Here is an 18,517-nt window from a genome sequence, read left to right as displayed (position 1 = left end):
CTCATACCTCCACGAGCGAAAAAGCCGGCGTCGCATGCTCGCGCGGCAACAGCACCGACTGCACCGCGACCACCTCGCGCGCCGACTTCGTCACGCCGCCGCCGCCCGCCGGTCCATTCGTGTACAGCGTCTCGACCTCGTTGCCGATGCGCACCGCCTCCGCCAGCGATGCCGTACGCCCCGCCACGCGTGCGCGCACTTCGTACGGTTCGCCGTAAGCGGCCGCCACCGTGTCGCCATGCAGCGCATTGACGCCGATCAGATCGAAGCGCAGCTCGCGCGTTTGCACGCCGGTCAGCGCGAGCCGTTCGCGCACGATGTCGAGCGCGAGCCGCGCACGCGCAAGCGCGCCGGGTCCGCCGTACGAAATCTGCCCTTCGCCGATAAAGCCGTCGAAATACGCAACCGATACCTTCAGCGTCCCCGTGCGCTCGGCGCCGCTGCCGCCCGTGATGCGCACGCGATCGGGCGCCTGCTGCTCGACGCGCACCTGCGAGAAATCGGCGACCACGTCCGGCTGCAGATAGCGCCGCGGATCGTGAATCTCGTACAGCAACTGCTCCTTGCAGGTCGCCTCGGTCACGAGCCCGCCGCTTTGCGTGAGCTTCGTGATGACCACCGTGCCGTCCTGCCCGACCTCGGCGATCGGAAAGCCGAGCCGCGCGAGATTCGGCACGTCCTTGAAGCCGGGGTCCGCGAAATAGCCGCCGGTGATCTGCCCCGCGCATTCGAGCAGATGGCCGATCACCGTCGCCTGGCCGAGCATCGGCCAGTCGTCCATGCGCCAGCCGAATTCGTGCACGAGCGGCGCGACGAACAGCGACGGATCGGCGACGCGCCCGGTCAGCACGATCTGCGCGCCAGCCGCGAGCGCATCGACGATGCCGCTCGCGCCGAGATAGGCGTTCGCCGAGATCAGCCGGTCCTTGTAGACGGAAACCGCCTCGCCCGATTCGACGAAGTGGAAATCGCCCGCGCGCACGACATCGAGCACATCGTCGCCGGTCACCGCGGCGATCTTCAGGTTGCCGAGGCCCAGCTCGCGCGCGATCTGCGCGGTCCTGCGCGCCGCCGCGAGCGGATTGGCCGCGCCCATGTTCGACACGATGCGCACGCCGTTGCGCGCCGCTGCCGGCAACACCGCGCGCATGCGCGCTTCGAGCAGCGGGTCGTAGCCGAGCTCCGGGTCCTTGCTGCGCGCCTGCTGCGCGATCGCGATCGTGCGCTCGGCGAGGCATTCGAACACGAGGTAGTCGAGTTTGCCGCGCTCCGCGAGTTCGAGCGCCGGTTCGATGCGGTCGCCCGAATAGCCCGCGCCCGCGCCGATGCGCACGACACGTTGTGGTTCAGTGGCTGTCATGCTGGTCAGATCCGTTCAGTGAGGCTCAGAGAGGAAAGATCCCGAGTGCGACGCAGGCGATCGTCATCACGATCGACGCGCCGAACAGCAAGGGGAACGTGAATTTCTGATGATCGGCGAGATCGATCCCGCACAGGCCGACCACGAGGAACGTCGCGGGCGTGAGCGGGCTGACCGGAAAGCCCGTGGTCATCTGCCCAAGTAATGCAGCCTGGCCGACGTGCACCGCGGGCACGCCGAGTTGCCCCGCCACTTCGGCGATCACCGGCAGCACGCCGAAATAGAACGAGTCGGGATCGAACAGCATGCTGAGCGGCATCGACAGCACGCCGAGCACGACCGGAATATGGCTCGCCATCGCGGGCGGCACGAAACCGACCGCGGCCTGCGCCATCGCCTTCAGCATGCCGCTGCCCTGCATCACGCCCGTGAATACGCCGGCCGCGAGCAGGATGCCGGCCATCATCAGCGCGGCGCGCGCATGCGCATCGATCCGTTTGCGCTGCATGTCGACGTTCGGATAGTTGACCATCAACGCGATGCACAGACCCACCATGAACATGATCGCGGGCGGAATCTTCTCGCCCATCACGACCATCGTGCCGAGCACGACGAGCGTGAGCACGATGTTGAACCAGAAGTTCTGCGGGCGGCGCAGCGCCTGTTCCTCGGGTGTCAGTTCGCGTTGCGGCATCGGCACGGAACCGCCCGCTGCGGTGAGGCCGAGACGTTTTTCCTCACGCCGTCCGAGCCAGTACGCCATCGAGAACACGAACACGAGGCCGATCGCCTGCACTGGAATCAGCGGATTGAACAGCGCCGAAATCGGTAGATGCAGCGACGCGGACGCGCGGATCATCGGCCCCGTCCACGGCAGGAAGTTGATGCCGGCCGCCATCGACACCGCCGCCGCAAGCACACGCCGGTCCATTTTCAGACGATCGTAGAGCGGTAGCATCGCCGGAATCGTGACGAGAAAGCAGACCGCGCCGGAGCCATCGAGGTGAATCAGCAAAGCGAGCAGCGTGGTGCCCATGACGATGCGCGTGGGCCGCGTGCCGACCGCGCGCAGGATGCGCTCGATGATCGGATCGAGCGTGCCCGCATCGGTGATCGTGCCGAAGTACAGAATCGCGAACACAAACATGCAGACGACGGGCGCGAGACTCTTGAGCCCGTCGACGACGAACTTGCTCGTCTGCAAGCCGAAGCCGCCGATGAGCGACGCCGCGAGCGGCACGATGATGAGCGCCACGAGCGGCGACATCCGTTTCGACAGGATCGCGCCCAGCAGCACGACGATGGTAGCCAGCCCCAGCAATGGCAGCATGTGCTTGTCTCCAGGTTGTTTTTTAGTGTGATCGAGCGTAAGTTCGGTGCAGCAATAAAGCAATTGAAATGAATTGATTGCAGCAATCACAAATCATCATGGATCTGAATCTGCGGGACATCCGCGCGTTTATCGCGGTCGCGCAAACGGGCAGCTTCACGCGCGCGGCGGCGCGGCTGCATCTGTCGCAACCGGCGTTGACGGTGCAGATTCGCCGGCTCGAGGAAACGGTCGGCCTGCGCCTGTTCGACCGCAATAGCCGCAACGTCGCGCTCACGCCGACCGGCCGCGAGCTGCTGCCCGTCTTGCAGAAATCGCTGTACGACATGGAGCACGTGCTGCTCGATGCGCGCGCGCTCGGCGAAGGCGCGAGCGGCACGGTGCGCATCGCGTGTCTGCCGACGTTCGCGGCGAGCGTGTTGCCCGAACTCGTGCAGAAGCTGAAGAAGGCGGTGCCGCGCGTCGGCTTCGAGGTGCGCGACGTCGTCGCGAGCATGGTCAATACGCTCGTGCGCAATGAGGAGGCCGATATCGGGCTCACGGGCGGCGAGCTGAACGACAGCGGGCTCGAGGTGCTGCATGCGGGCCTCGACAGGCTCGTCGTAGTGCTGCCGAAGCAGCATGCGCTCGCGCGGCGGCGCCGGCGCATCACGCTCGCCGATCTCGCCGCCGAGCCGCTCGTGCTGACCGCGCAGGGCACGAGCGTGCGCGCGGTCGTCGACAGCGCCTTCGCCAACGTGCAATGCGTGCCGCAGGTCGCCTGCGAGCCGACCTACATGATGAGCGCCGTCGCGATGGTGCGCGCCGGGCTCGGCGTGACGATCCTTCCAGAGTCGGCGCGCGAGGTGCGCGCGGAGCCCGAGCTGGTCGCGCGGCCGATCGACGACCCCGCGTTCACGCGGCCGATCGCGCTCATCAGAAAGCGCGGCAGGACCTTGCCGCCGGTCACGGAAACGTTCGTCGCGATGCTGCTCGAGCGGCTCGGCGCCGATGCCGCCTTCGAACGGAAACCGATGGCGTGATACAACAGCGGTTGCGACATTCCCTGGCAAGGAGCGACAAGCATGAGCGTATCGAAACCCGAAGCTCAACCCAGCCCCGGCTCCACGGGCTCCGCGCCCGTCAGGCACGGTGTGCCGATCGGCCTGATCGCGAGCGTCGTCGCGCTGATCGTGGTTCTGCTGCTGCCGCTGCCCGCCACGTTGCCGCCCGCCGGGCATCGCATGCTCGCGATTCTCGCGTTCGCGGTGGTGGTCTGGCTGACCGAGGGCGTGTCGTACGAAGCGAGCGCGATCATCATCACGTCGCTGATTGCGTTTCTGATCGGCACCGCGCCGACCATCAAGGACCCGAGCGTCACGTACGGCACCTCGGCCGCGATCAGCATGGGGCTCGCCGGGTTCTCGAATTCGGCGCTCGCGCTCGTCGCGGGCGCGCTGTTCATCTCCGCGGCAATGACGATCACCGGCCTCGACAAACGCATCGCGCTCGTCACGCTGTCGCTGATCGGCACGACCACGCGGCGCATCCTGATCGGCTCGATTGCGGTGACGATCGTGCTGTCGCTCGTCGTGCCGAGCGCGACCGCGCGCAGCGCCTGCGTCGTGCCGATCATGATCGGCGTGATCTCGGCGTTCGGCGTCGACAAACGCTCGAATATCGCGGCCGGCATCATGATCGTGGTCGCGCAGGCGACCAGCATCTGGAACGTCGGCATTCTCACCGCCGCCGCGCAGAATCTGCTGACGGTCGGCTTCATGGACAAGATGCTCGGCGCGCGCATCACGTGGCTCGATTGGCTGATCGCGGGCGCGCCGTGGGCGATCGCGATGTCGGCGGCGCTGCTCTTCATCGTGCTGAAGATGCTGCCGCCCGAAACCGACCAGATCGCCGGCGGCAAGGAAGCCGTGGCGCGCTCGCTGCGCGAACTCGGGCCGATGACCGGTCCGCAGAAGCGCCTGCTCGGCGTCGCCATCGGCCTGCTGTTCTTCTGGGCGACCGAAGGCAAGCTGCATCCGTTCGATACCACGTCGGTCACCTACATTGGCCTCGTGATCCTGATGCTGCCGCGCATCGGCGTGATGGACTGGAAGACCGTGCAAAGCCGCATTCCGTGGGGCACGGTGATCGTGTTCGGCGTCGGCATCAGCCTCGGCACCGCGCTGCTCACGACGACAGCCGGCCAGTGGCTCGGCGACCTCGTCGCGCATCACACCGGGCTCGATCGCGCGAGCGCGTTCACCGCGTTCGCGATCCTGTCCGCGTTCCTGATCGTGATTCACCTCGGTTTCGCGAGCGCGACAGCGCTGACCTCGGCCATGCTGCCGATCCTGATCGCGGTGCTGCAATCGATGCAGGGCGACTTCAGCCGGCTCGGCATGACGATGCTGCTCGGCTACGTCGTGAGCTTCGGCTTCGTGCTGCCGATCAACGCGCCGCAAAACATGGTGTGCCTCGCCACGGATACCTTCAACGCGCGCCAGTTCGCGCGCGTCGGCATCGTGCTGACGATCGTCGGGTATGGGCTGCTTCTGCTGTTTGCGGCGACGTGGTGGCACTGGCTCGGCTGGCTATGAAATTTCGGAGACCACGATGAACCCCACTCCCCAGCAGCACGACGACACCCTCGAACACTTCGCCTCGCACGGCGCCGCGCCGCTTCCGGCTGCGAACGAAAGCGGCCACGTCGAGCATGACGGCGCGCGCATCTGGTATGCGTCGTATGGCTCGGGCGCGCCCGTGATCCTGCTGCACGGTGGTTTGGGGCATAGCGGCAACTGGGGTTATCAGGTGCCCGCGCTGACTGGCGCCGGACATCGCGTCGTCGTGATCGATAGCCGCGGCCACGGCCGCAGCACACGCAATGCGCGACCCTATCGCTACGAGCTGATGGCGTCGGACGTGCTCGCCGTGATGGACGCGCTGCGGCTCGACAAAGCGGCGCTGGTTGGCTGGAGCGACGGCGCGTGCGTCTCGCTCGTGCTGGCGTCGCTCGCACCCGAGCGCGTGGCAGGCGTGTTTTTCTTCGGCTGCAACATGGACCCGAGCGGCACGAAGCCGTTTGTGCCGACGCCGGTGATCGACCGCTGCTTCGGCCGCCATTCGAAGGACTACGCGAGCCTCTCGGCGACGCCGAGCGACTTCGACGCGTTCGTCGCCGCGGTCAGCGAGATGATGCGCACGCAGCCCAACTATTCGGCGGCGGATCTTGCCCGCATCCGCGTGCCGGTCGAGGTCGTGCAGAGCGAGCACGACGAGTTCATCAAGCCCGAACACGCCGACTATCTCGCGCGCAGCATTCCCGGCGCGCAACTGGTGATGCTGCCGGGTGTCAGCCATTTCGCGCCGCTGCAACGGCCGGCGCAGTTCAATCGCGTGGTGCTCGAGTTTCTGCGGCGGATCGCTGGTTGAAGTGCTGGCGAACTAGCTACAGAACCAGCAGATTATCAACGCCTATCAACAAGCCCGTCGACACAAACTGTTGATAAAGAGCGGGCCGCGTGCGCGTCATCCGACTTCGCGACGACGGGTTCGTCTTGCGCGCGGACCCGGCTCAGGAACGCGAACGCCGCGAGCGCAGCAAGCAAGGTGATGACCGTGAGCCCGTCGATCAGCCGGCCGAACGCCGCATGATAGGAGGCCTGGAGAGTCGCTTGCGCAACCTCCGGCAGCCTCGCGGCGGCGTGCGCGAGGTCTCCTGTTGCGAGCCGCGCGGCCGCCTCGGCGAGAGCAGCTGGCGCCGCGGCTGGCGCCGCCGCGTGCAGGTTGCCCTGCGCGAGAGCGGCGAGCAGCGCGCTCACGACCGCAAGCGCGACGCCTTCGCCCGCGACTCGCGTGGTGCTGAAGATACCCGTTGCCATTCCGGCACGCGACTTCGGCACGACGCTTACCGATAGTCCGTCCATTAGCCCCCACGGCAGCCCCGCGCCGACGCCGATTACGAGCATCGGCACGATCGCGCTCGACCCAGTGCCGATGCGCAGCGCGCTGCCGAGCGCGTGCAGCCCCGCGGCCGCGATGACAAGCCCGAGCCCCGAGATCGCGCCCGCCGACATCCAGCGGGTCAGCGTGGCTGCGACGAACGGCACAACCAGCATCGGCGACGACAACGCAAGCATCAGCCAGCCGGCATGAATCTCGTCGAATCCGTCAATCCCGATGAAGCGCAGCGGCAGCAGGACGAGCAGCACGATGTAGCAGTAGCAGGTTGCGATCGGCAATACCTGCACGCCGATGAAGCGCGGGTAACGGAATAGCGAGAGGTCCAGCATGGGTCTCTCGGTGTGCGTCTCGATGACGACGAACGCAATCGCGAACGCGACGCAAGCAGTTAGCAGCGCGACGACAGGCAGCGACGTCCAGTTACGCGATGGTGCTTCGATCACCCCCCACGTGAAGCACGCGAGCGCGGCGGTGAACGTGGCCGCGCCCGCCCAGTCGAGTCGACGTGCATTCGGGTCGCGTGACTCGCGCATCTGCGGCACGCCGAATATGAATGACAGCACACCCGCAAGCGCGCCTGTCGCGAAGATCGCGCGCCAGCCGAACTGCGCGATCAGCCAACCGGCAAGCACCGGTCCGAATGCAAGACCGATCCCAAACGTCGTACCCAGCACGCTGAATGCGCGGGTCCGCGCATGGCCGTCGAATTCCTGCGCGAGCGCTGCCGTGCCCCCCGCGAGCGCCGCGGCGGCCGCGACGCCCTGCGCCGCGCGTAGCAGATCGACGACGACTATCGACGGCGCAAAACCAAGCGCGAGAGAACTCAGTGCAAAGGCCGCGACGCCATACATGAAAAGCCGTTTGCGGCCGAACCGGTCCGCGAGCGTGCCCGCCGCCATCAGCAGACTGCCGAACGCGAGCATGAACGCGTTTGTGATCCAGCTCATCGCCGCAGGACCGCCACCGAGATCGCGACCGATCGCCGGCGTCGCGACCGCCCCAGCAGAGAACGAAAGCGGCAGCGCGAGCGCGGCCACGCAGACGGCGGCGAGCACGGCGAGCCGCCGGGTCGAGCCGGAAGAATTCGTAGTGTCCATCATTGCTCCTGGAATACCGGCGCGCCGTGACGAAGCGCGCCAGATAGAGCGACAGACGATAATCTGGATTCAATCTACGAAAAAGTCCTTATCATTCCGCAAATAACGGATTTACATTCCGCAATAGATCGGATCAGCGAGGATGGAAACGGCATGGATAACCTGAACGGCATCGTGGCATTCGTGCGCACCGCGGAGGCACTCAGCTTCGTCGCAGCCGGACGCAAGCTCGGCGTCTCCGCATCGGCGGTTGGCAAGACGATCGCAAAGCTCGAGCACTCCCTCGGCGTACGGCTGTTTCACAGAACCACACGTCGCGTGACGCTGACGGAAGAAGGGCGGCACTTCCACGAGCGCTGCCAGCGAATCCTCGAAGAACTGCAAGACGCGGAGATGATGTTGTCGAAGGCTGCTCAAACTCCGCGTGGCCGGCTGCGCGTGAGCCTGCCCGTGATCGGCTATCGTTTCCTGCTGCCGGTGCTGCCGGCATTCGGCGCGCGCTATCCGGACGTCGAGCTCGACCTCGATTTCAACGATCGTCTCGTCGATGTCGTTGAGGGCAGTTTCGACGCGGTGATCCGCAGTGGCACGCTCACCGATTCGAGTCTGATGTCGCGTCGGCTTGGTCCGTTCCGGTTCGTGCTGTGCGCGTCGCCCGACTATGTGGCGCGCGCCGGCCTGCCGCGCACGATCGCCGAGTTGGCCGCACACGGTTGCGTGCGCTACCGGTTCCCGACCACCGGCAAGCTGCAGCCGTGGACGCTCGCGGACGACGGCAGCGAGCCGCCGAACCTGCGCACTGCGATGACCTGCAATAACATGGAAGCGCTGCGTGGTGTAGTCATCGCAGGGTTCGGGATTGGTTTCATGCCGGACTTCCTCGCGCGTGACGCGCTTGCAAGCGGTACGCTCGTCACCGTGCTCGAGAATCACACCATCCCGCCCGGCCAGTTCTCGATCCTGTGGCCGTCGAGCCGCCAACTGTCGCCCAGGTTGCGCGTTTTCGTCGACTTCATGTGCGAGCACCTGTTTTCGGAACCATGACGCAAGACGCCGCAAAAAAAACCGCTCACTTGCCGCCCGTGACATCGAGGAACGTGCCGGTAATGAACGAAGCCTCGGCGCTTGCCAGCCATAGGATCGCCCGCGCAACCTCTTCAGGCTGACCGCCTCTTCCCATGGGAATCGAGTCCTTGACGCGATCCACCCGTCCAGGCTCTCCGCCGCTCGCATGCATGTCAGTGTAGATGTGCCCAGGGCGAACGCAGTTGACGCGTATGCCATCCCGCGCGACTTCTTTTGCAAAGCCGGTAGTGAATGTTTCAACGGCGCCTTTCGATGCGGCGTAGTCGACATATTCGTTTGGACTGCCGAGCCGGGCCGACGCCGATGAGATGTTGATCACGGCGCCGCCCCGCCCATTGTGACGCCAGGACATCCGCTTCACCGCTTGCTGTGCACAGAGGATAGGGCCTATCGAGTTGACCGCGAAGATACGTTGCATCCGCTCGAATTCGAGATCCTCCAGCCGGGACTGCTGCGCAATTATCGCGGCGTTATTCACCAGCACATCGATCCGGCCGAACTCCCGGTCGATCGCGGCGAATAGCTGAGCGACCTGCCCTGGATCCGCGCTATCCGCGCGCACGGGTAACGCCCGGCGCCCCATCGCCTCTACATCGGCTGCCACCGCAAGGGCGGCTGATTCGTTGGAGACGAAGCTCATCGCTACGTCGTAGCCTTGTGCGGCAGCAAGACGCGCAGTCGCCGCGCCTACACCACGACCTCCACCCGTTATCAGAATTAGCGGAGCCTGCGGGACGGTATTCATTTAGCGAACCTTCATGTGGTGACGGGACAATAATTTAGGGCTGCGATCGATTGAACGATGACGCACGAGAAACGAATGATGCGCTTCAGGGCATGTCAAAGCCCCAGACAAACCGCTCCGGCCGCGACGACCACGCAGGCGAGCCAGCGCGCTCCACTCACCGCTTCGCGCAGAAACACCCGTCCGATCACTACCGCGCACACCACGCTGGTCTCGCGCAACGCCGATACCGCACCCATCGCGCCCGACTGCAGCGCCCAGATCACAATGCCATACGCCGCGATCGACACTAGCCCGCCGGCCAGCGACGAGGCGATCGACAGCGGCTCGGCGCGTACCGGCGTCCATAGCGGCGCGAGCCCACGCAGCGCGACGAATAGCACCGGCATCAGCCAATAGAACAGGAACATCCATGCGGTGTAGCTAAGCGGCTGGCCGTCGGACAACCGCACGCCTATGCCGTCGATCACGGTATAGAGCGCGATCGTTGCACCGGTCGTCAGCGCAGCCAACGCACCCGCGCGCGACACATGACGACCCTGCAGCGCGATCGCGATGATCCCGCCCGATACCATCACGATCCCGAGAGCGTGCAGAACGCCGATCGCTTCATGCGCGAAGAGCGCCGCGCCGAGCGTGACAAGCAGCGGCGATGAGCCTCGCGCGATCGGGTACGCCAGCGCCAGGTCATTGCGGCGATACGACCGCACGAGGCTCACGTTGTAGAAGATATGCACGAGCCCCGACGCGACGATGTAAGGCCACGCGGCGCTAGCCGGCAAGGGAGTGGACAGGACAACGAACGTGGCAACCACCGCGATGGCGATGCTCATCCACGTCATGGACAAAAACCGGTCGCGGTTGCCGTGCAGCATCGCGTTCCAGCTCGCGTGGAGCAGCGCGGCGAAGAGCACGGTACCGCCGGTATGACTGAGCATGGGGATTGCGGGCCGGAAAGGGAGCGGGAGATTTCATTGATGACGCAGCAGGAAGAATATCTATCTTGAGACTCGCCGACAAACCAGATAAATTGAGAGATCACGTTAGAAAAACTCTTTCCAATGAAACGGCTATTGCCCCCGCTCAATGCCTTGCGAGCCTTCGAGGCTGCCGGTCGGCTCGGCAGCTTCAAGGAAGCCGCCGCGGAGCTGCACGTGACTCCAGGTGCGGTGAGCCAGCACGTGCGCCTGCTGGAGGAATGGCTCGGCGCAGCGTTGTTTGAACGGCAAAACCGGCGCGTGAAGCCGACGCCGGCGGCGAAGGCCTATCTGGAGGAAATCGGCCCCTTGTTCGAACGGCTTTCGCAGGCAACCGCGAGATACGGTGTGCCCGAAACGGTCGCCCGGACACTGTCCGTGAACGCGCCCGCGACCTTCACGTTGCGCTGGCTGGTGCCGAGGCTGGCGAAATTCCGCGCTGAGCATCCCGACGTGGAGGTCAAGGTGGAGACGTCGAACGGGCCGTTGGAGAGCCTGAAAGAAAACTACGACATCATCATCCGGGGTGGTCCGGACACGTTCTACGGCTACTCGATGCGGCCTTTCCTCTCCGAGGAAAGGCTTCCGGTCTGTAGCCCGGCGCTTCTGCAGCGCTTGCCGCTTCGATCGCCGGGCGATATGCGACAACACACGTTGCTGCATACCTCGAGCCTTCCGCGGCTGTGGCCCGACTGGCTGGCGAGCGCGCAGATTCCTGCCCTGAGGCCGGCTGCGGCGTTGACCTTCGACCACTTCTACCTGACCTTGCAGGCTGCCATCGACGGAATCGGCATCGCAATGGGGCCGACTGCGCTGGTATCCGACGATCTCGCCGCTGGCCGGCTTGTCGCACCGTTCGCCGGTCCTCGTCTGCCATCGCGCAGCTATTGCACCTACGTTCCGGATGAAAAGTTTGGCGATGAACTGGTCGTGCTGTTCGGTTCATGGCTCGAACGCGAGGGCACGTGTTCATGAATGGAATAACGCGACTGCGCACGGTCGCGCTTTCGTCAGATTCTGTCTTCGCATTCCGTCAGGCACCGGGTTTTCAGCCGGCGCATTCGGCCACCGCTAGTCGATAATCACTTCGATGGCGTTGAAGCCTAAGGTGGTGCCTTTCTTGTACCAGACGATTATTTGTCCGTCTTTTGAGTTTTTCGCATTAGCCGCGGAATATTTCGGGTCGGCCCTCTGTGTGACGACCCCCGTGGCCGACACATCGAGGTTCCAGTTCGTGACGGCCGCGTAGTGCGTGTCGGTGTCGTCGGTAACGTCAGTCCTCGACCCATCCGCACCGACGAGGTCGACCTTCAGCTGTGCCGTACCACCGGGCAGCAGGTGAATGGAGTTCTGCCTGAGAAACTCCATTGCCGCAGCCGAATCGGGGGAGCCAGTCGCTTCATATTCCGCCTGGCCTTTGTAGACAGTCCCGTTCACGCTTACCTCCAGGACAGCATTCGGCGTGTCCTGAGCAATGGCATCTGCGCTTGTCAGCGCAGCGAAAAGGGCGAGGGCAACCAGCGCGATGTGCTTTCCAGAGTTCATGGCTCACCTCTCAACAGGAAGATTGTGTGACTGGCGGTAGCCCACGCACTGGGACCGCAGGTTGTCGCGCAGATATTGGACCACTTCGGAGGCGACGGTTCATAATCGTGCCGATCGTTGCCACTGGAGCATTCACAACCGGTGTGACTCGACGGCCGGTCCATGCCGAAGCTTGCTGGATGGGTAACGGCGGCGTCTCGGCCGAAGCCGTTGCAGGTGGCTTTCGTTAGAATCTGTTTTCGATTCTCTTATTCGTCTATTACAGGAGGCGAGCGTGCCAGGTTTACTTCCCAATGTCGACCGCGAGGGGCTCCTCGAATATTCAGTCGTTTACACCGACCGATCAATCAATCATATGTCGCAGCTCTTTCAAGGAGTCGTACGCGATATTTCCGACGCCCTGAAAAAAGTCTACAACGCGAAGGCGGCCGTGATCGTCCCGGGCAGCGGGACTTTCGGCATGGAAGCCGTCGCCCGGCAGTTCGCGACGAACAGGAAGTGTCTGGTCATCCGCAATGGCTGGTTCAGTTTCCGCTGGTCGCAGATTTTCGACATGGGCAGCATTCCGTCCGAATCGATCGTGTTGAAGGCGCGCCCGGTCGAACCAGGAAGGCAGGCGGCCTATGCACCGCCACCTATCGAAGACGTGGTGGCTGCGATCAAGGAAAACAAGCCGGATCTGGTCTTTGCGCCGCATGTCGAAACCGCATCCGGGATGATGCTGCCGGACGCTTATTTGCGCGCGGTGGCCGACGCTGTGCATGCCGTCGGCGGTATGTTTGTACTGGATTGCATTGCCTCCGGCACGGTCTGGGTCGACATGCAGGCGAGCGGCGTCGACGTCCTGATCAGCGCACCGCAAAAGGGATGGAGCGCGTCACCCTGCTGCGCACTGGTCATGCTCAGCCCTCTCGCCCGCGAAAGAATCGACGCAACAACCAGCACCAGTTTCGCTTGCGATCTTCGCAAATGGCTGCAGATCATGGAAGCCTACGAGAACGGCGGGTTCGCGTACCACGCCACGATGCCCACGGACAGTCTCGCGACGCTGCGTGATGTCATGAAGGAAACCGAGGCATACGGCTTCGACAAAGTGAGAGCGGAGCAGCTTGAACTCGGCAAGCGCATTCGCTCACTCCTGAGTAGCAAAGGTTTCAGAAGCGTGGCGGCTGAAGGTTTTCAGGCGCCGGGCGTCGTGGTCTGCTACACGGACGATGACGGCATACGATCCGGCCAGAAATTCGCCGATGCCGGCTTGCAGATTGCGCCCGGCGTTCCCCTTCAATGCGACGAGCCTGAAGATTTCAGGACCTTCCGCATAGGATTGTTCGGCCTGGACAAACTGCATGACGTCGAAGGCGCGGTCGCCAGATTCGCCAAGGCGTTGGACAGTATTCTTTAGAGCGTTTTCTTTCGAAGCATGTGCGCATGGCTCGCCTTTGCAACCGCCTTGGCAAGAGGACTCCGGAACCTGCCGGAGAAGCTATGCGCACGATTCGGCACTGCCGCTTACATTCAGCATCACGAGGGCGATCCCGTCAACTCCGCAATCCGCCCGAGAATCGCTTCAGCGCACAATTTGTGTAGTGACCGCACGTACGGATTCGTCCTGAGGAAGAGCGCCTCCCCAAAGTAGATCGGTACCTTCGGCGCTGATGGCAAACGGAACATCCTGACTAGGCTATTTCCTTCGGAAAAACACCAGCTCGGAATTATCGAGAACCCGATTCCCTCCTCGACGCAGCGCATGACACTCGAGCTGCCTGAGGTTGATATCGTGACTTCCGGCGGACCTTCGTCAGTCGTGAGGATGTCGGTAGCGATGTTCCGTAGCAGTTGCCCAGGTTCATGAGTAACGAAGGGACGTTTGCTGGACCATCCAGACACACTGTCTTCATCGGACGGCCCGTCCCAGTCAGCCGGATAAACCAGAGCGGGTTCGTAGCTACAGATCACATGCTGTGGCACAACCTGATCGCCGAAGTATCGCTCTGACACGCACGCGTCCAGCTTGCCTTGCTTGATCAGATCAACGAGAGCAGTGTCCCGTTCATAACAAATCACCTCGACAGTCGGATGAAGCGCATTGAACGCTTTGAGAACCGAGGGCATCAAGTAATAGAAAATCGCCTGCGGCATACCCACTCGCAGCACCGGCCGCTCTTTGTCGATCAAACTGCCGAGGCGAGCCAGAACAACTTCAAACTCCGGCTCAAGAAGCTGATAGAGACTATTGCCACGCGCAGTCAGTTGGATCGTCTTCACCCCTCGCTGAGCGATAACCAGCCGCTCACCGACCATCTGTTCGAGTCGGCGAACATGATTGGCCACGGACTGATACGAGATGTTCAGCAGCCGCGCTGCAGCGGAATAGGTACCTTCACGGGCAACCAGAAAAAATGTCTGGGTTAAGCTGAGGCTGACTTCTCGCATACCGGACCTGCCACTATTGCTGAAATTCGTATGACTATGCCATAACAGGTTGGCCAGACTTCACAAATCGCGACAGAAATGCGCGAGTAGCTTCTTCCGCTGGATTGTCGATCACGGCCGACGGTTTGCCCGTCTCAACGACCACACCATCGCGCATGAATGTGATGGTATCGGACACCTCGCGGGCAAATCCGATTTCGTGAGTCACCAGAACCATTGTCATACCGGTTTCGGCCAATGTTCGAATAACGGTCAGGACTTCTCCAACGAGCTCTGGATCGAGCGCGGATGTGGCCTCGTCCAGAAGAAGCACTTCAGGCTTCATGGCTAGTGCCCGGGCGATGGCAACACGCTGTTTCTGCCCGCCGGAAAGACTGCCCGGATATTGATTGGCCTGGCTGGACAGCCCCACCCTCTCGAGCAATTCCATCGCTCTCACGCTTGCCACCGCCTTGGACTCTTTCCGGACAGTAACGAGCCCCTCCATGACGTTCTGCGCTGCCGTCATATGCGGGAACAGGTTGAAATGCTGGAATACCATGCCGGTACACGAGCGAAAATTCGCGGTCTCCTTCGCTCGAATCCGTTTCGACCTGTCGAAATCCACCGCCCGTCCGTTGATTGCGATCGAACCACCGTCCGGCGTTTCAAGGAGGTTCATGCAACGCAAGAGCGTCGACTTACCCGAACCCGATGGACCAAGCAGCGTAGTCACGCTGCCCTTTTCGATGGTAAGCGATACATCGCGAAGAACATTGTGTTGACCAAAAGACTTGCGCAGATTGGAAACCTGGATCATCGGTTGTGACATTTGAAGCTCCTTGATCTCTATTTCACCGTCGACAGACATGGATGCCGGCCGATTCGGGTGAACTAGTCCTGTTGCTGTATTGCCGAAACGAACCAGCGGATCATGCCCACGACGTCAAACACGGGAAGCCCTGTCGCTTCGCGAATAACCTTCGCGAATGGCGGCATGTTGGTGCATTCACAGAGGATTGCTCCAACGTCCGGATTCTCGCTGAGGAGTCGACGCGCGGCATCTGCCATCTCAGCTTCAAGCATGCCGAAATCCGCCTCCGACGGAAGTGCCTTGTCGGAGAACACTCTGCGAAAGAGGCTGCGCTCGCTCATTCCGACGATGGGAAGATCCGAACTCACTCCAACCGCGCGAAGATGTCGTTCCGTCAGCGCTTCCTTGTTGAAGGTCAGAATGCCGACCCGCTTGCCCTGAGGAAGCATCGTCTGGATTGACGGGATCTGCAGCAATGCGCTTGTTGCAACCGGGACCGGCAGCGCCTGCGCCATCTCACGCTGAAACAGCGCGAGAAAGCCACAACTGGTGGTGATTCCCCGCACGCCCAGGTCGATGAGTTCATGTGCTGCCTCGAGAAAAGGTTCGAGCAGACCCTTCCCCTCGTCGTCGACCACCCGCGTGGGTGTGGCACCGCGAACAATCTTGAACTGGAGCGGCACAGGCCACGTCATACCGTTCCCGATTTCACCCGGGAAGCGGGGGAATCTGGTGTCGAGCATCAGAACCCCTAGCGTCAGGTCGTTGACCACTGGACGGAGCAGCGGCTGCTTTAAAGTATTCATCCTGGCCGCATCCGTCTCGTTAGCCGACGATCTCAGCGTGGAGTTTCAGACAACGCGTCAGGGCGAGTTCGGATTCGTGGCGCAACTTCGCCAACGGCCGACGGACGTCGGGTTGCATGTGACCCGCACTAGCGAGAGCCGCTTTGACCGGCACAGGGTTGCTTTCGATGAAGAGGTGTTTGACCAGATCGAAGACGTTGTTGTGAAGTTCCAGTGCACGCGAGTAGTCGCCTTGTCGCCACGCACCGTACATCTCCAGCAACTCGTGGGGAATGAGGTTCGATGCCACGCTCGTCAGCCCGTCGGCCCCCAACGCGTAGAACGGGAGCGCGAGGCCGTCGTCACCACAATGGATCACGAAATCATCTCCGCATGCAAGGCGTAGCTCCGTGACGCGTTCAGCCTTGCCGCCGGCTTCCTTGATACCAACGATATTCTTGTAATCACGGGCAAGACGCGCTGCTGTGTCGGCCGCAAGCTCCACACCAGTACGGCCAGGAACGCTGTACAACATAATCGGAAGCTTCACCTCGCCCGCGATCGCAGCGAAATGGTCGAACAAGCCCGCCTGAGTAGGCTTGTTGTAGTACGGCGTGACGACGAGAAGGCCATCAACGCCTTGCTCCGCAGCCTGCCTCGCTTTCTGGATCGCAACAGCCGTGTCGTTCGCCCCTGCACCGGCAAGCACAAATGCACGACCGCGTGCGCGTTCCACAGTCACACGAATCACGTCCGCTGTCTCGGAAGCATTCAATGTCGCGGCCTCACCCGTGGTTCCCACCGGCACGAGACCGTGCACGCCCAGATCGAGCTGACGCTCGACATGACGTTCCAACGCTGCCAGATCTACCTTTCCGTCCTTGAATGGCGTTACGAGAGCGGTGAAAACGCCAGCGAGTTTGTCCTTCCACTTTTGTTCCATTTTGCAATCCTTATCTATCGAAGCTTATCTGGCTATCAGAAGCCAACCTGGTTACGGGAGTTCGGGGCAGCCGATCGGGAAATCGAACGGAATTCTCGGGTCAGTCGATTACGACTTTGGTTTCGCTCATTTCGCGAAGCGTGACATGGACTCCCTCACGGCCAAGCCCGCTGGATTTGATACCTCCGAAGGGAACGTTCTCCGCACGGAAATCTGGACCTTCGTTGATCATCACGCCACCAACGCGAAGCTCCCGGGAAAAACGCTTGATGAGGCCGTGATCATTGGTGAACACGCCAGCTTGCAGGCCGTATTCACTTTCGTTTACCTCATCGATCACCATATCGATCGCCTCGAAAGGACGGATGGCGATGACAGGCCCGAAGGTCTCAGACTTCACCAGGTCCGTGTTCGGCGGGACGCAATCAAGCAACGTTGGCTGGAACAGAGCAGCCTGTCGCTCGCCACCCGAGATCAGACGGGCGCCGTCGTGAATGGCCAGCTTCACACGTCGCTCGACCTCCTGCGCTGCCACTTCATCGATCACGGTACCCATATCAGTCTCCATTTGGGTGGGGTATCCGGTCCTGATATTTGCCACGCGAGCTTCCAGCAAAGCGAGCATTTCTTCACGGATTTCTCGATGCAGATATAACTTCTTTACCGCTGCGCAGCTTTGGCCTGCGATCTCGAAGCGATGGCCGATCACGACATCGGCAGCCTTGCCCAGATCGGCGTCAGGCATCACGACCATTGGATCGTTGCCGCCCAGTTCCATCAGGCAACGAACCAAACCCGCCGCGTTCTTCAGCGCCAGCCCCGCAGCCGGGCCGCCGGTAAAGCTAAGCAGCGAAATCGGACTGTGTGCGAGAGCCATCGCAACATCCGCGCCACCGTGAACCATCTGGAACAGCCCCGGCGGGAATCCCGCTTCGCGCGCCAGGCGACAGAGCATGTCCGCTGTCAGAGGCGCCTTGGGAGAGGGCTTGGCCACCACTGCGTTGCCGGCTGCAATGGCTGGACCCAATTTGTGACAGAGGAGATTGACCGGGTAATTGAACGGCGTGATCGCACCCAGAACACCTGTTGGTTCATACGTGATGGTCGCCTGCTTGTCAGGCGAGCCTTCTGCAACCGCACAGGGCAATACCTCGCCGTGGAGGACCATACCGGCATCCGCGGAGAGCTTCAGCGTATTTTGCGCGCGACGAATCTCATTCGTAGCTTCACGCAACGTCTTGCCCATTTCCAGACTCACAGTGCGAGCCATCGCATCGGCATTTTTTCGAATCTGCTCCGCGAGCGCATAGAGAAGCGTTTTGCGCTCGAATGGTGTGGAGTAACGAAACTCCTTCCATGCCTCGAAAGCGTTCGCAACGGCCTTTTGAACATCCTCCCCGGTGGACACAACCAGATTTCCAACTACGGATTTGTTAAAGGGATTGCGAATCTCGAGATATTTTTTGCTCATCACTGTACCT

Annotated in this window: 17 protein-coding genes; 6 read left to right on the top strand and 11 right to left on the bottom strand. The window is 62.3% G+C overall.

From position 1 onward, the window contains the following. Position 1 precedes the first annotated feature (1 nt). Both B9Z01_RS22305 and B9Z01_RS22300 read right to left on the bottom strand, forming a co-directional pair. On the bottom strand, positions 2–1,360 hold the full coding sequence (locus tag B9Z01_RS22305; RefSeq protein WP_085487047.1) for an acyclic terpene utilization AtuA family protein: 1,359 nt from the start codon (positions 1,358–1,360) through the stop codon (positions 2–4). 25 nt (positions 1,361–1,385) lie between these two features. Then, positions 1,386–2,690: a CitMHS family transporter gene (locus tag B9Z01_RS22300; RefSeq protein ID WP_085487045.1), complete on the bottom strand. Its 1,305-nt coding sequence runs from the start codon at positions 2,688–2,690 to the stop codon at positions 1,386–1,388. A gap of 98 nt (positions 2,691–2,788) precedes the next feature. Here B9Z01_RS22300 and B9Z01_RS22295 point away from each other — a divergent pair, with 98 nt between their 5' ends. From B9Z01_RS22295 to B9Z01_RS22285, 3 genes are read left to right on the top strand one after another with little or no spacing between them, the layout of a single operon-like run. Continuing rightward, positions 2,789–3,712 carry a LysR family transcriptional regulator gene (locus B9Z01_RS22295; protein WP_085487043.1) on the top strand — a complete coding sequence of 308 codons (924 nt, stop codon included), beginning with the start codon at positions 2,789–2,791 and terminating at the stop codon, positions 3,710–3,712. 42 nt (positions 3,713–3,754) lie between these two features. After that, complete coding sequence (locus tag B9Z01_RS22290) at positions 3,755–5,266, top strand: DASS family sodium-coupled anion symporter (protein ID WP_085487041.1); 1,512 nt, start codon at positions 3,755–3,757, stop codon at positions 5,264–5,266. 16 nt (positions 5,267–5,282) lie between these two features. Beyond that, positions 5,283–6,101 carry an alpha/beta fold hydrolase gene (locus B9Z01_RS22285; RefSeq protein ID WP_085487039.1) on the top strand — a complete coding sequence of 273 codons (819 nt, stop codon included), beginning with the start codon at positions 5,283–5,285 and terminating at the stop codon, positions 6,099–6,101. Positions 6,102–6,136: 35 nt separating this feature from the next. Here B9Z01_RS22285 and B9Z01_RS22280 read toward each other — a convergent pair whose 3' ends face one another. Then, positions 6,137–7,732 carry an MFS transporter gene (locus B9Z01_RS22280; protein ID WP_420814710.1) on the bottom strand — a complete coding sequence of 532 codons (1,596 nt, stop codon included), beginning with the start codon at positions 7,730–7,732 and terminating at the stop codon, positions 6,137–6,139. Between the two features lie 150 nt (positions 7,733–7,882). On the opposite strand from B9Z01_RS22280, the gene B9Z01_RS22275 reads away from it, so the two are divergent. Beyond that, on the top strand, positions 7,883–8,773 hold the full coding sequence (locus B9Z01_RS22275; RefSeq protein WP_085487035.1) for a LysR family transcriptional regulator: 891 nt from the start codon (positions 7,883–7,885) through the stop codon (positions 8,771–8,773). Positions 8,774–8,798: 25 nt separating this feature from the next. On the opposite strand, the gene B9Z01_RS22270 is transcribed toward B9Z01_RS22275, so the two are convergent. After that, a complete protein-coding gene (locus B9Z01_RS22270) occupies positions 8,799–9,560 on the bottom strand; it encodes an SDR family oxidoreductase (RefSeq protein WP_085487033.1) in 762 nt (253 codons plus the stop codon). Between the two features lie 95 nt (positions 9,561–9,655). Further along, a complete protein-coding gene (locus B9Z01_RS22265; RefSeq protein ID WP_085487031.1) occupies positions 9,656–10,498 on the bottom strand; it encodes a DMT family transporter in 843 nt (280 codons plus the stop codon). A gap of 123 nt (positions 10,499–10,621) precedes the next feature. Between B9Z01_RS22265 and B9Z01_RS22260 the strand changes: the two genes are divergently transcribed. Continuing rightward, positions 10,622–11,512 carry a LysR substrate-binding domain-containing protein gene (locus tag B9Z01_RS22260; RefSeq protein ID WP_085487029.1) on the top strand — a complete coding sequence of 297 codons (891 nt, stop codon included), beginning with the start codon at positions 10,622–10,624 and terminating at the stop codon, positions 11,510–11,512. Between the two features lie 96 nt (positions 11,513–11,608). Here the strand turns inward: B9Z01_RS22260 and B9Z01_RS22255 are convergent, their stop codons facing one another. After that, positions 11,609–12,082 (bottom strand): hypothetical protein, encoded by a 474-nt coding sequence (locus B9Z01_RS22255; RefSeq protein WP_085487027.1) that lies wholly within the window; start codon positions 12,080–12,082, stop codon positions 11,609–11,611. A 274-nt stretch (positions 12,083–12,356) separates the two neighbouring features. On the opposite strand from B9Z01_RS22255, the gene B9Z01_RS22250 reads away from it, so the two are divergent. After that, positions 12,357–13,484: an aminotransferase class V-fold PLP-dependent enzyme gene (locus B9Z01_RS22250; protein ID WP_085487025.1), complete on the top strand. Its 1,128-nt coding sequence runs from the start codon at positions 12,357–12,359 to the stop codon at positions 13,482–13,484. A gap of 119 nt (positions 13,485–13,603) precedes the next feature. On the opposite strand, the gene B9Z01_RS22245 is transcribed toward B9Z01_RS22250, so the two are convergent. The 5 genes from B9Z01_RS22245 to B9Z01_RS22225 all read right to left on the bottom strand — a co-directional run bounded on the left by B9Z01_RS22245 (position 13,604) and on the right by B9Z01_RS22225 (position 18,507). Then, positions 13,604–14,515 (bottom strand): LysR family transcriptional regulator, encoded by a 912-nt coding sequence (locus B9Z01_RS22245; RefSeq protein WP_085487023.1) that lies wholly within the window; start codon positions 14,513–14,515, stop codon positions 13,604–13,606. A 34-nt stretch (positions 14,516–14,549) separates the two neighbouring features. After that, positions 14,550–15,326 carry an amino acid ABC transporter ATP-binding protein gene (locus tag B9Z01_RS22240; protein ID WP_085487150.1) on the bottom strand — a complete coding sequence of 259 codons (777 nt, stop codon included), beginning with the start codon at positions 15,324–15,326 and terminating at the stop codon, positions 14,550–14,552. A gap of 62 nt (positions 15,327–15,388) precedes the next feature. Further along, on the bottom strand, positions 15,389–16,114 hold the full coding sequence (locus tag B9Z01_RS22235; protein WP_208626132.1) for an aspartate/glutamate racemase family protein: 726 nt from the start codon (positions 16,112–16,114) through the stop codon (positions 15,389–15,391). Positions 16,115–16,133: 19 nt separating this feature from the next. Continuing rightward, positions 16,134–17,036, bottom strand: a complete 903-nt coding sequence (gene dapA / locus B9Z01_RS22230; protein ID WP_085487021.1) for a 4-hydroxy-tetrahydrodipicolinate synthase — start codon at positions 17,034–17,036, stop codon at positions 16,134–16,136. A 100-nt stretch (positions 17,037–17,136) separates the two neighbouring features. Then, a complete protein-coding gene (locus B9Z01_RS22225; RefSeq protein ID WP_085487019.1) occupies positions 17,137–18,507 on the bottom strand; it encodes an aldehyde dehydrogenase family protein in 1,371 nt (456 codons plus the stop codon). Between the last annotated feature and the right edge of the window lie 10 nt (positions 18,508–18,517).

Origin of the sequence: Paraburkholderia susongensis (assembly GCF_900177725.1) — a bacterium.
Taxonomy (GTDB): domain Bacteria; phylum Pseudomonadota; class Gammaproteobacteria; order Burkholderiales; family Burkholderiaceae; genus Paraburkholderia; species Paraburkholderia susongensis.
Note: the sequence above shows the minus strand (reverse complement) of the source record. Positions and strands in the feature narration are given on the sequence as shown.

Coding starts and splice junctions, on each gene's coding strand:
- B9Z01_RS22305 (WP_085487047.1), bottom strand. CDS start 1,360: ATGACAGCCACTGAACCACAACGTGTCGTGCGCATCGGCGCGGGCGCG.
- B9Z01_RS22300 (WP_085487045.1), bottom strand. CDS start 2,690: ATGCTGCCATTGCTGGGGCTGGCTACCATCGTCGTGCTGCTGGGCGCG.
- B9Z01_RS22295 (WP_085487043.1), top strand. CDS start 2,789: ATGGATCTGAATCTGCGGGACATCCGCGCGTTTATCGCGGTCGCGCAA.
- B9Z01_RS22290 (WP_085487041.1), top strand. CDS start 3,755: ATGAGCGTATCGAAACCCGAAGCTCAACCCAGCCCCGGCTCCACGGGC.
- B9Z01_RS22285 (WP_085487039.1), top strand. CDS start 5,283: ATGAACCCCACTCCCCAGCAGCACGACGACACCCTCGAACACTTCGCC.
- B9Z01_RS22280 (WP_420814710.1), bottom strand. CDS start 7,732: ATGATGGACACTACGAATTCTTCCGGCTCGACCCGGCGGCTCGCCGTG.
- B9Z01_RS22275 (WP_085487035.1), top strand. CDS start 7,883: ATGGATAACCTGAACGGCATCGTGGCATTCGTGCGCACCGCGGAGGCA.
- B9Z01_RS22270 (WP_085487033.1), bottom strand. CDS start 9,560: ATGAATACCGTCCCGCAGGCTCCGCTAATTCTGATAACGGGTGGAGGT.
- B9Z01_RS22265 (WP_085487031.1), bottom strand. CDS start 10,498: ATGCTCAGTCATACCGGCGGTACCGTGCTCTTCGCCGCGCTGCTCCAC.
- B9Z01_RS22260 (WP_085487029.1), top strand. CDS start 10,622: ATGAAACGGCTATTGCCCCCGCTCAATGCCTTGCGAGCCTTCGAGGCT.
- B9Z01_RS22255 (WP_085487027.1), bottom strand. CDS start 12,082: ATGAACTCTGGAAAGCACATCGCGCTGGTTGCCCTCGCCCTTTTCGCT.
- B9Z01_RS22245 (WP_085487023.1), bottom strand. CDS start 14,515: ATGCGAGAAGTCAGCCTCAGCTTAACCCAGACATTTTTTCTGGTTGCC.
- B9Z01_RS22240 (WP_085487150.1), bottom strand. CDS start 15,326: ATGTCACAACCGATGATCCAGGTTTCCAATCTGCGCAAGTCTTTTGGT.
- B9Z01_RS22235 (WP_208626132.1), bottom strand. CDS start 16,114: ATGAATACTTTAAAGCAGCCGCTGCTCCGTCCAGTGGTCAACGACCTG.
- dapA (WP_085487021.1), bottom strand. CDS start 17,036: ATGGAACAAAAGTGGAAGGACAAACTCGCTGGCGTTTTCACCGCTCTC.
- B9Z01_RS22225 (WP_085487019.1), bottom strand. CDS start 18,507: ATGAGCAAAAAATATCTCGAGATTCGCAATCCCTTTAACAAATCCGTA.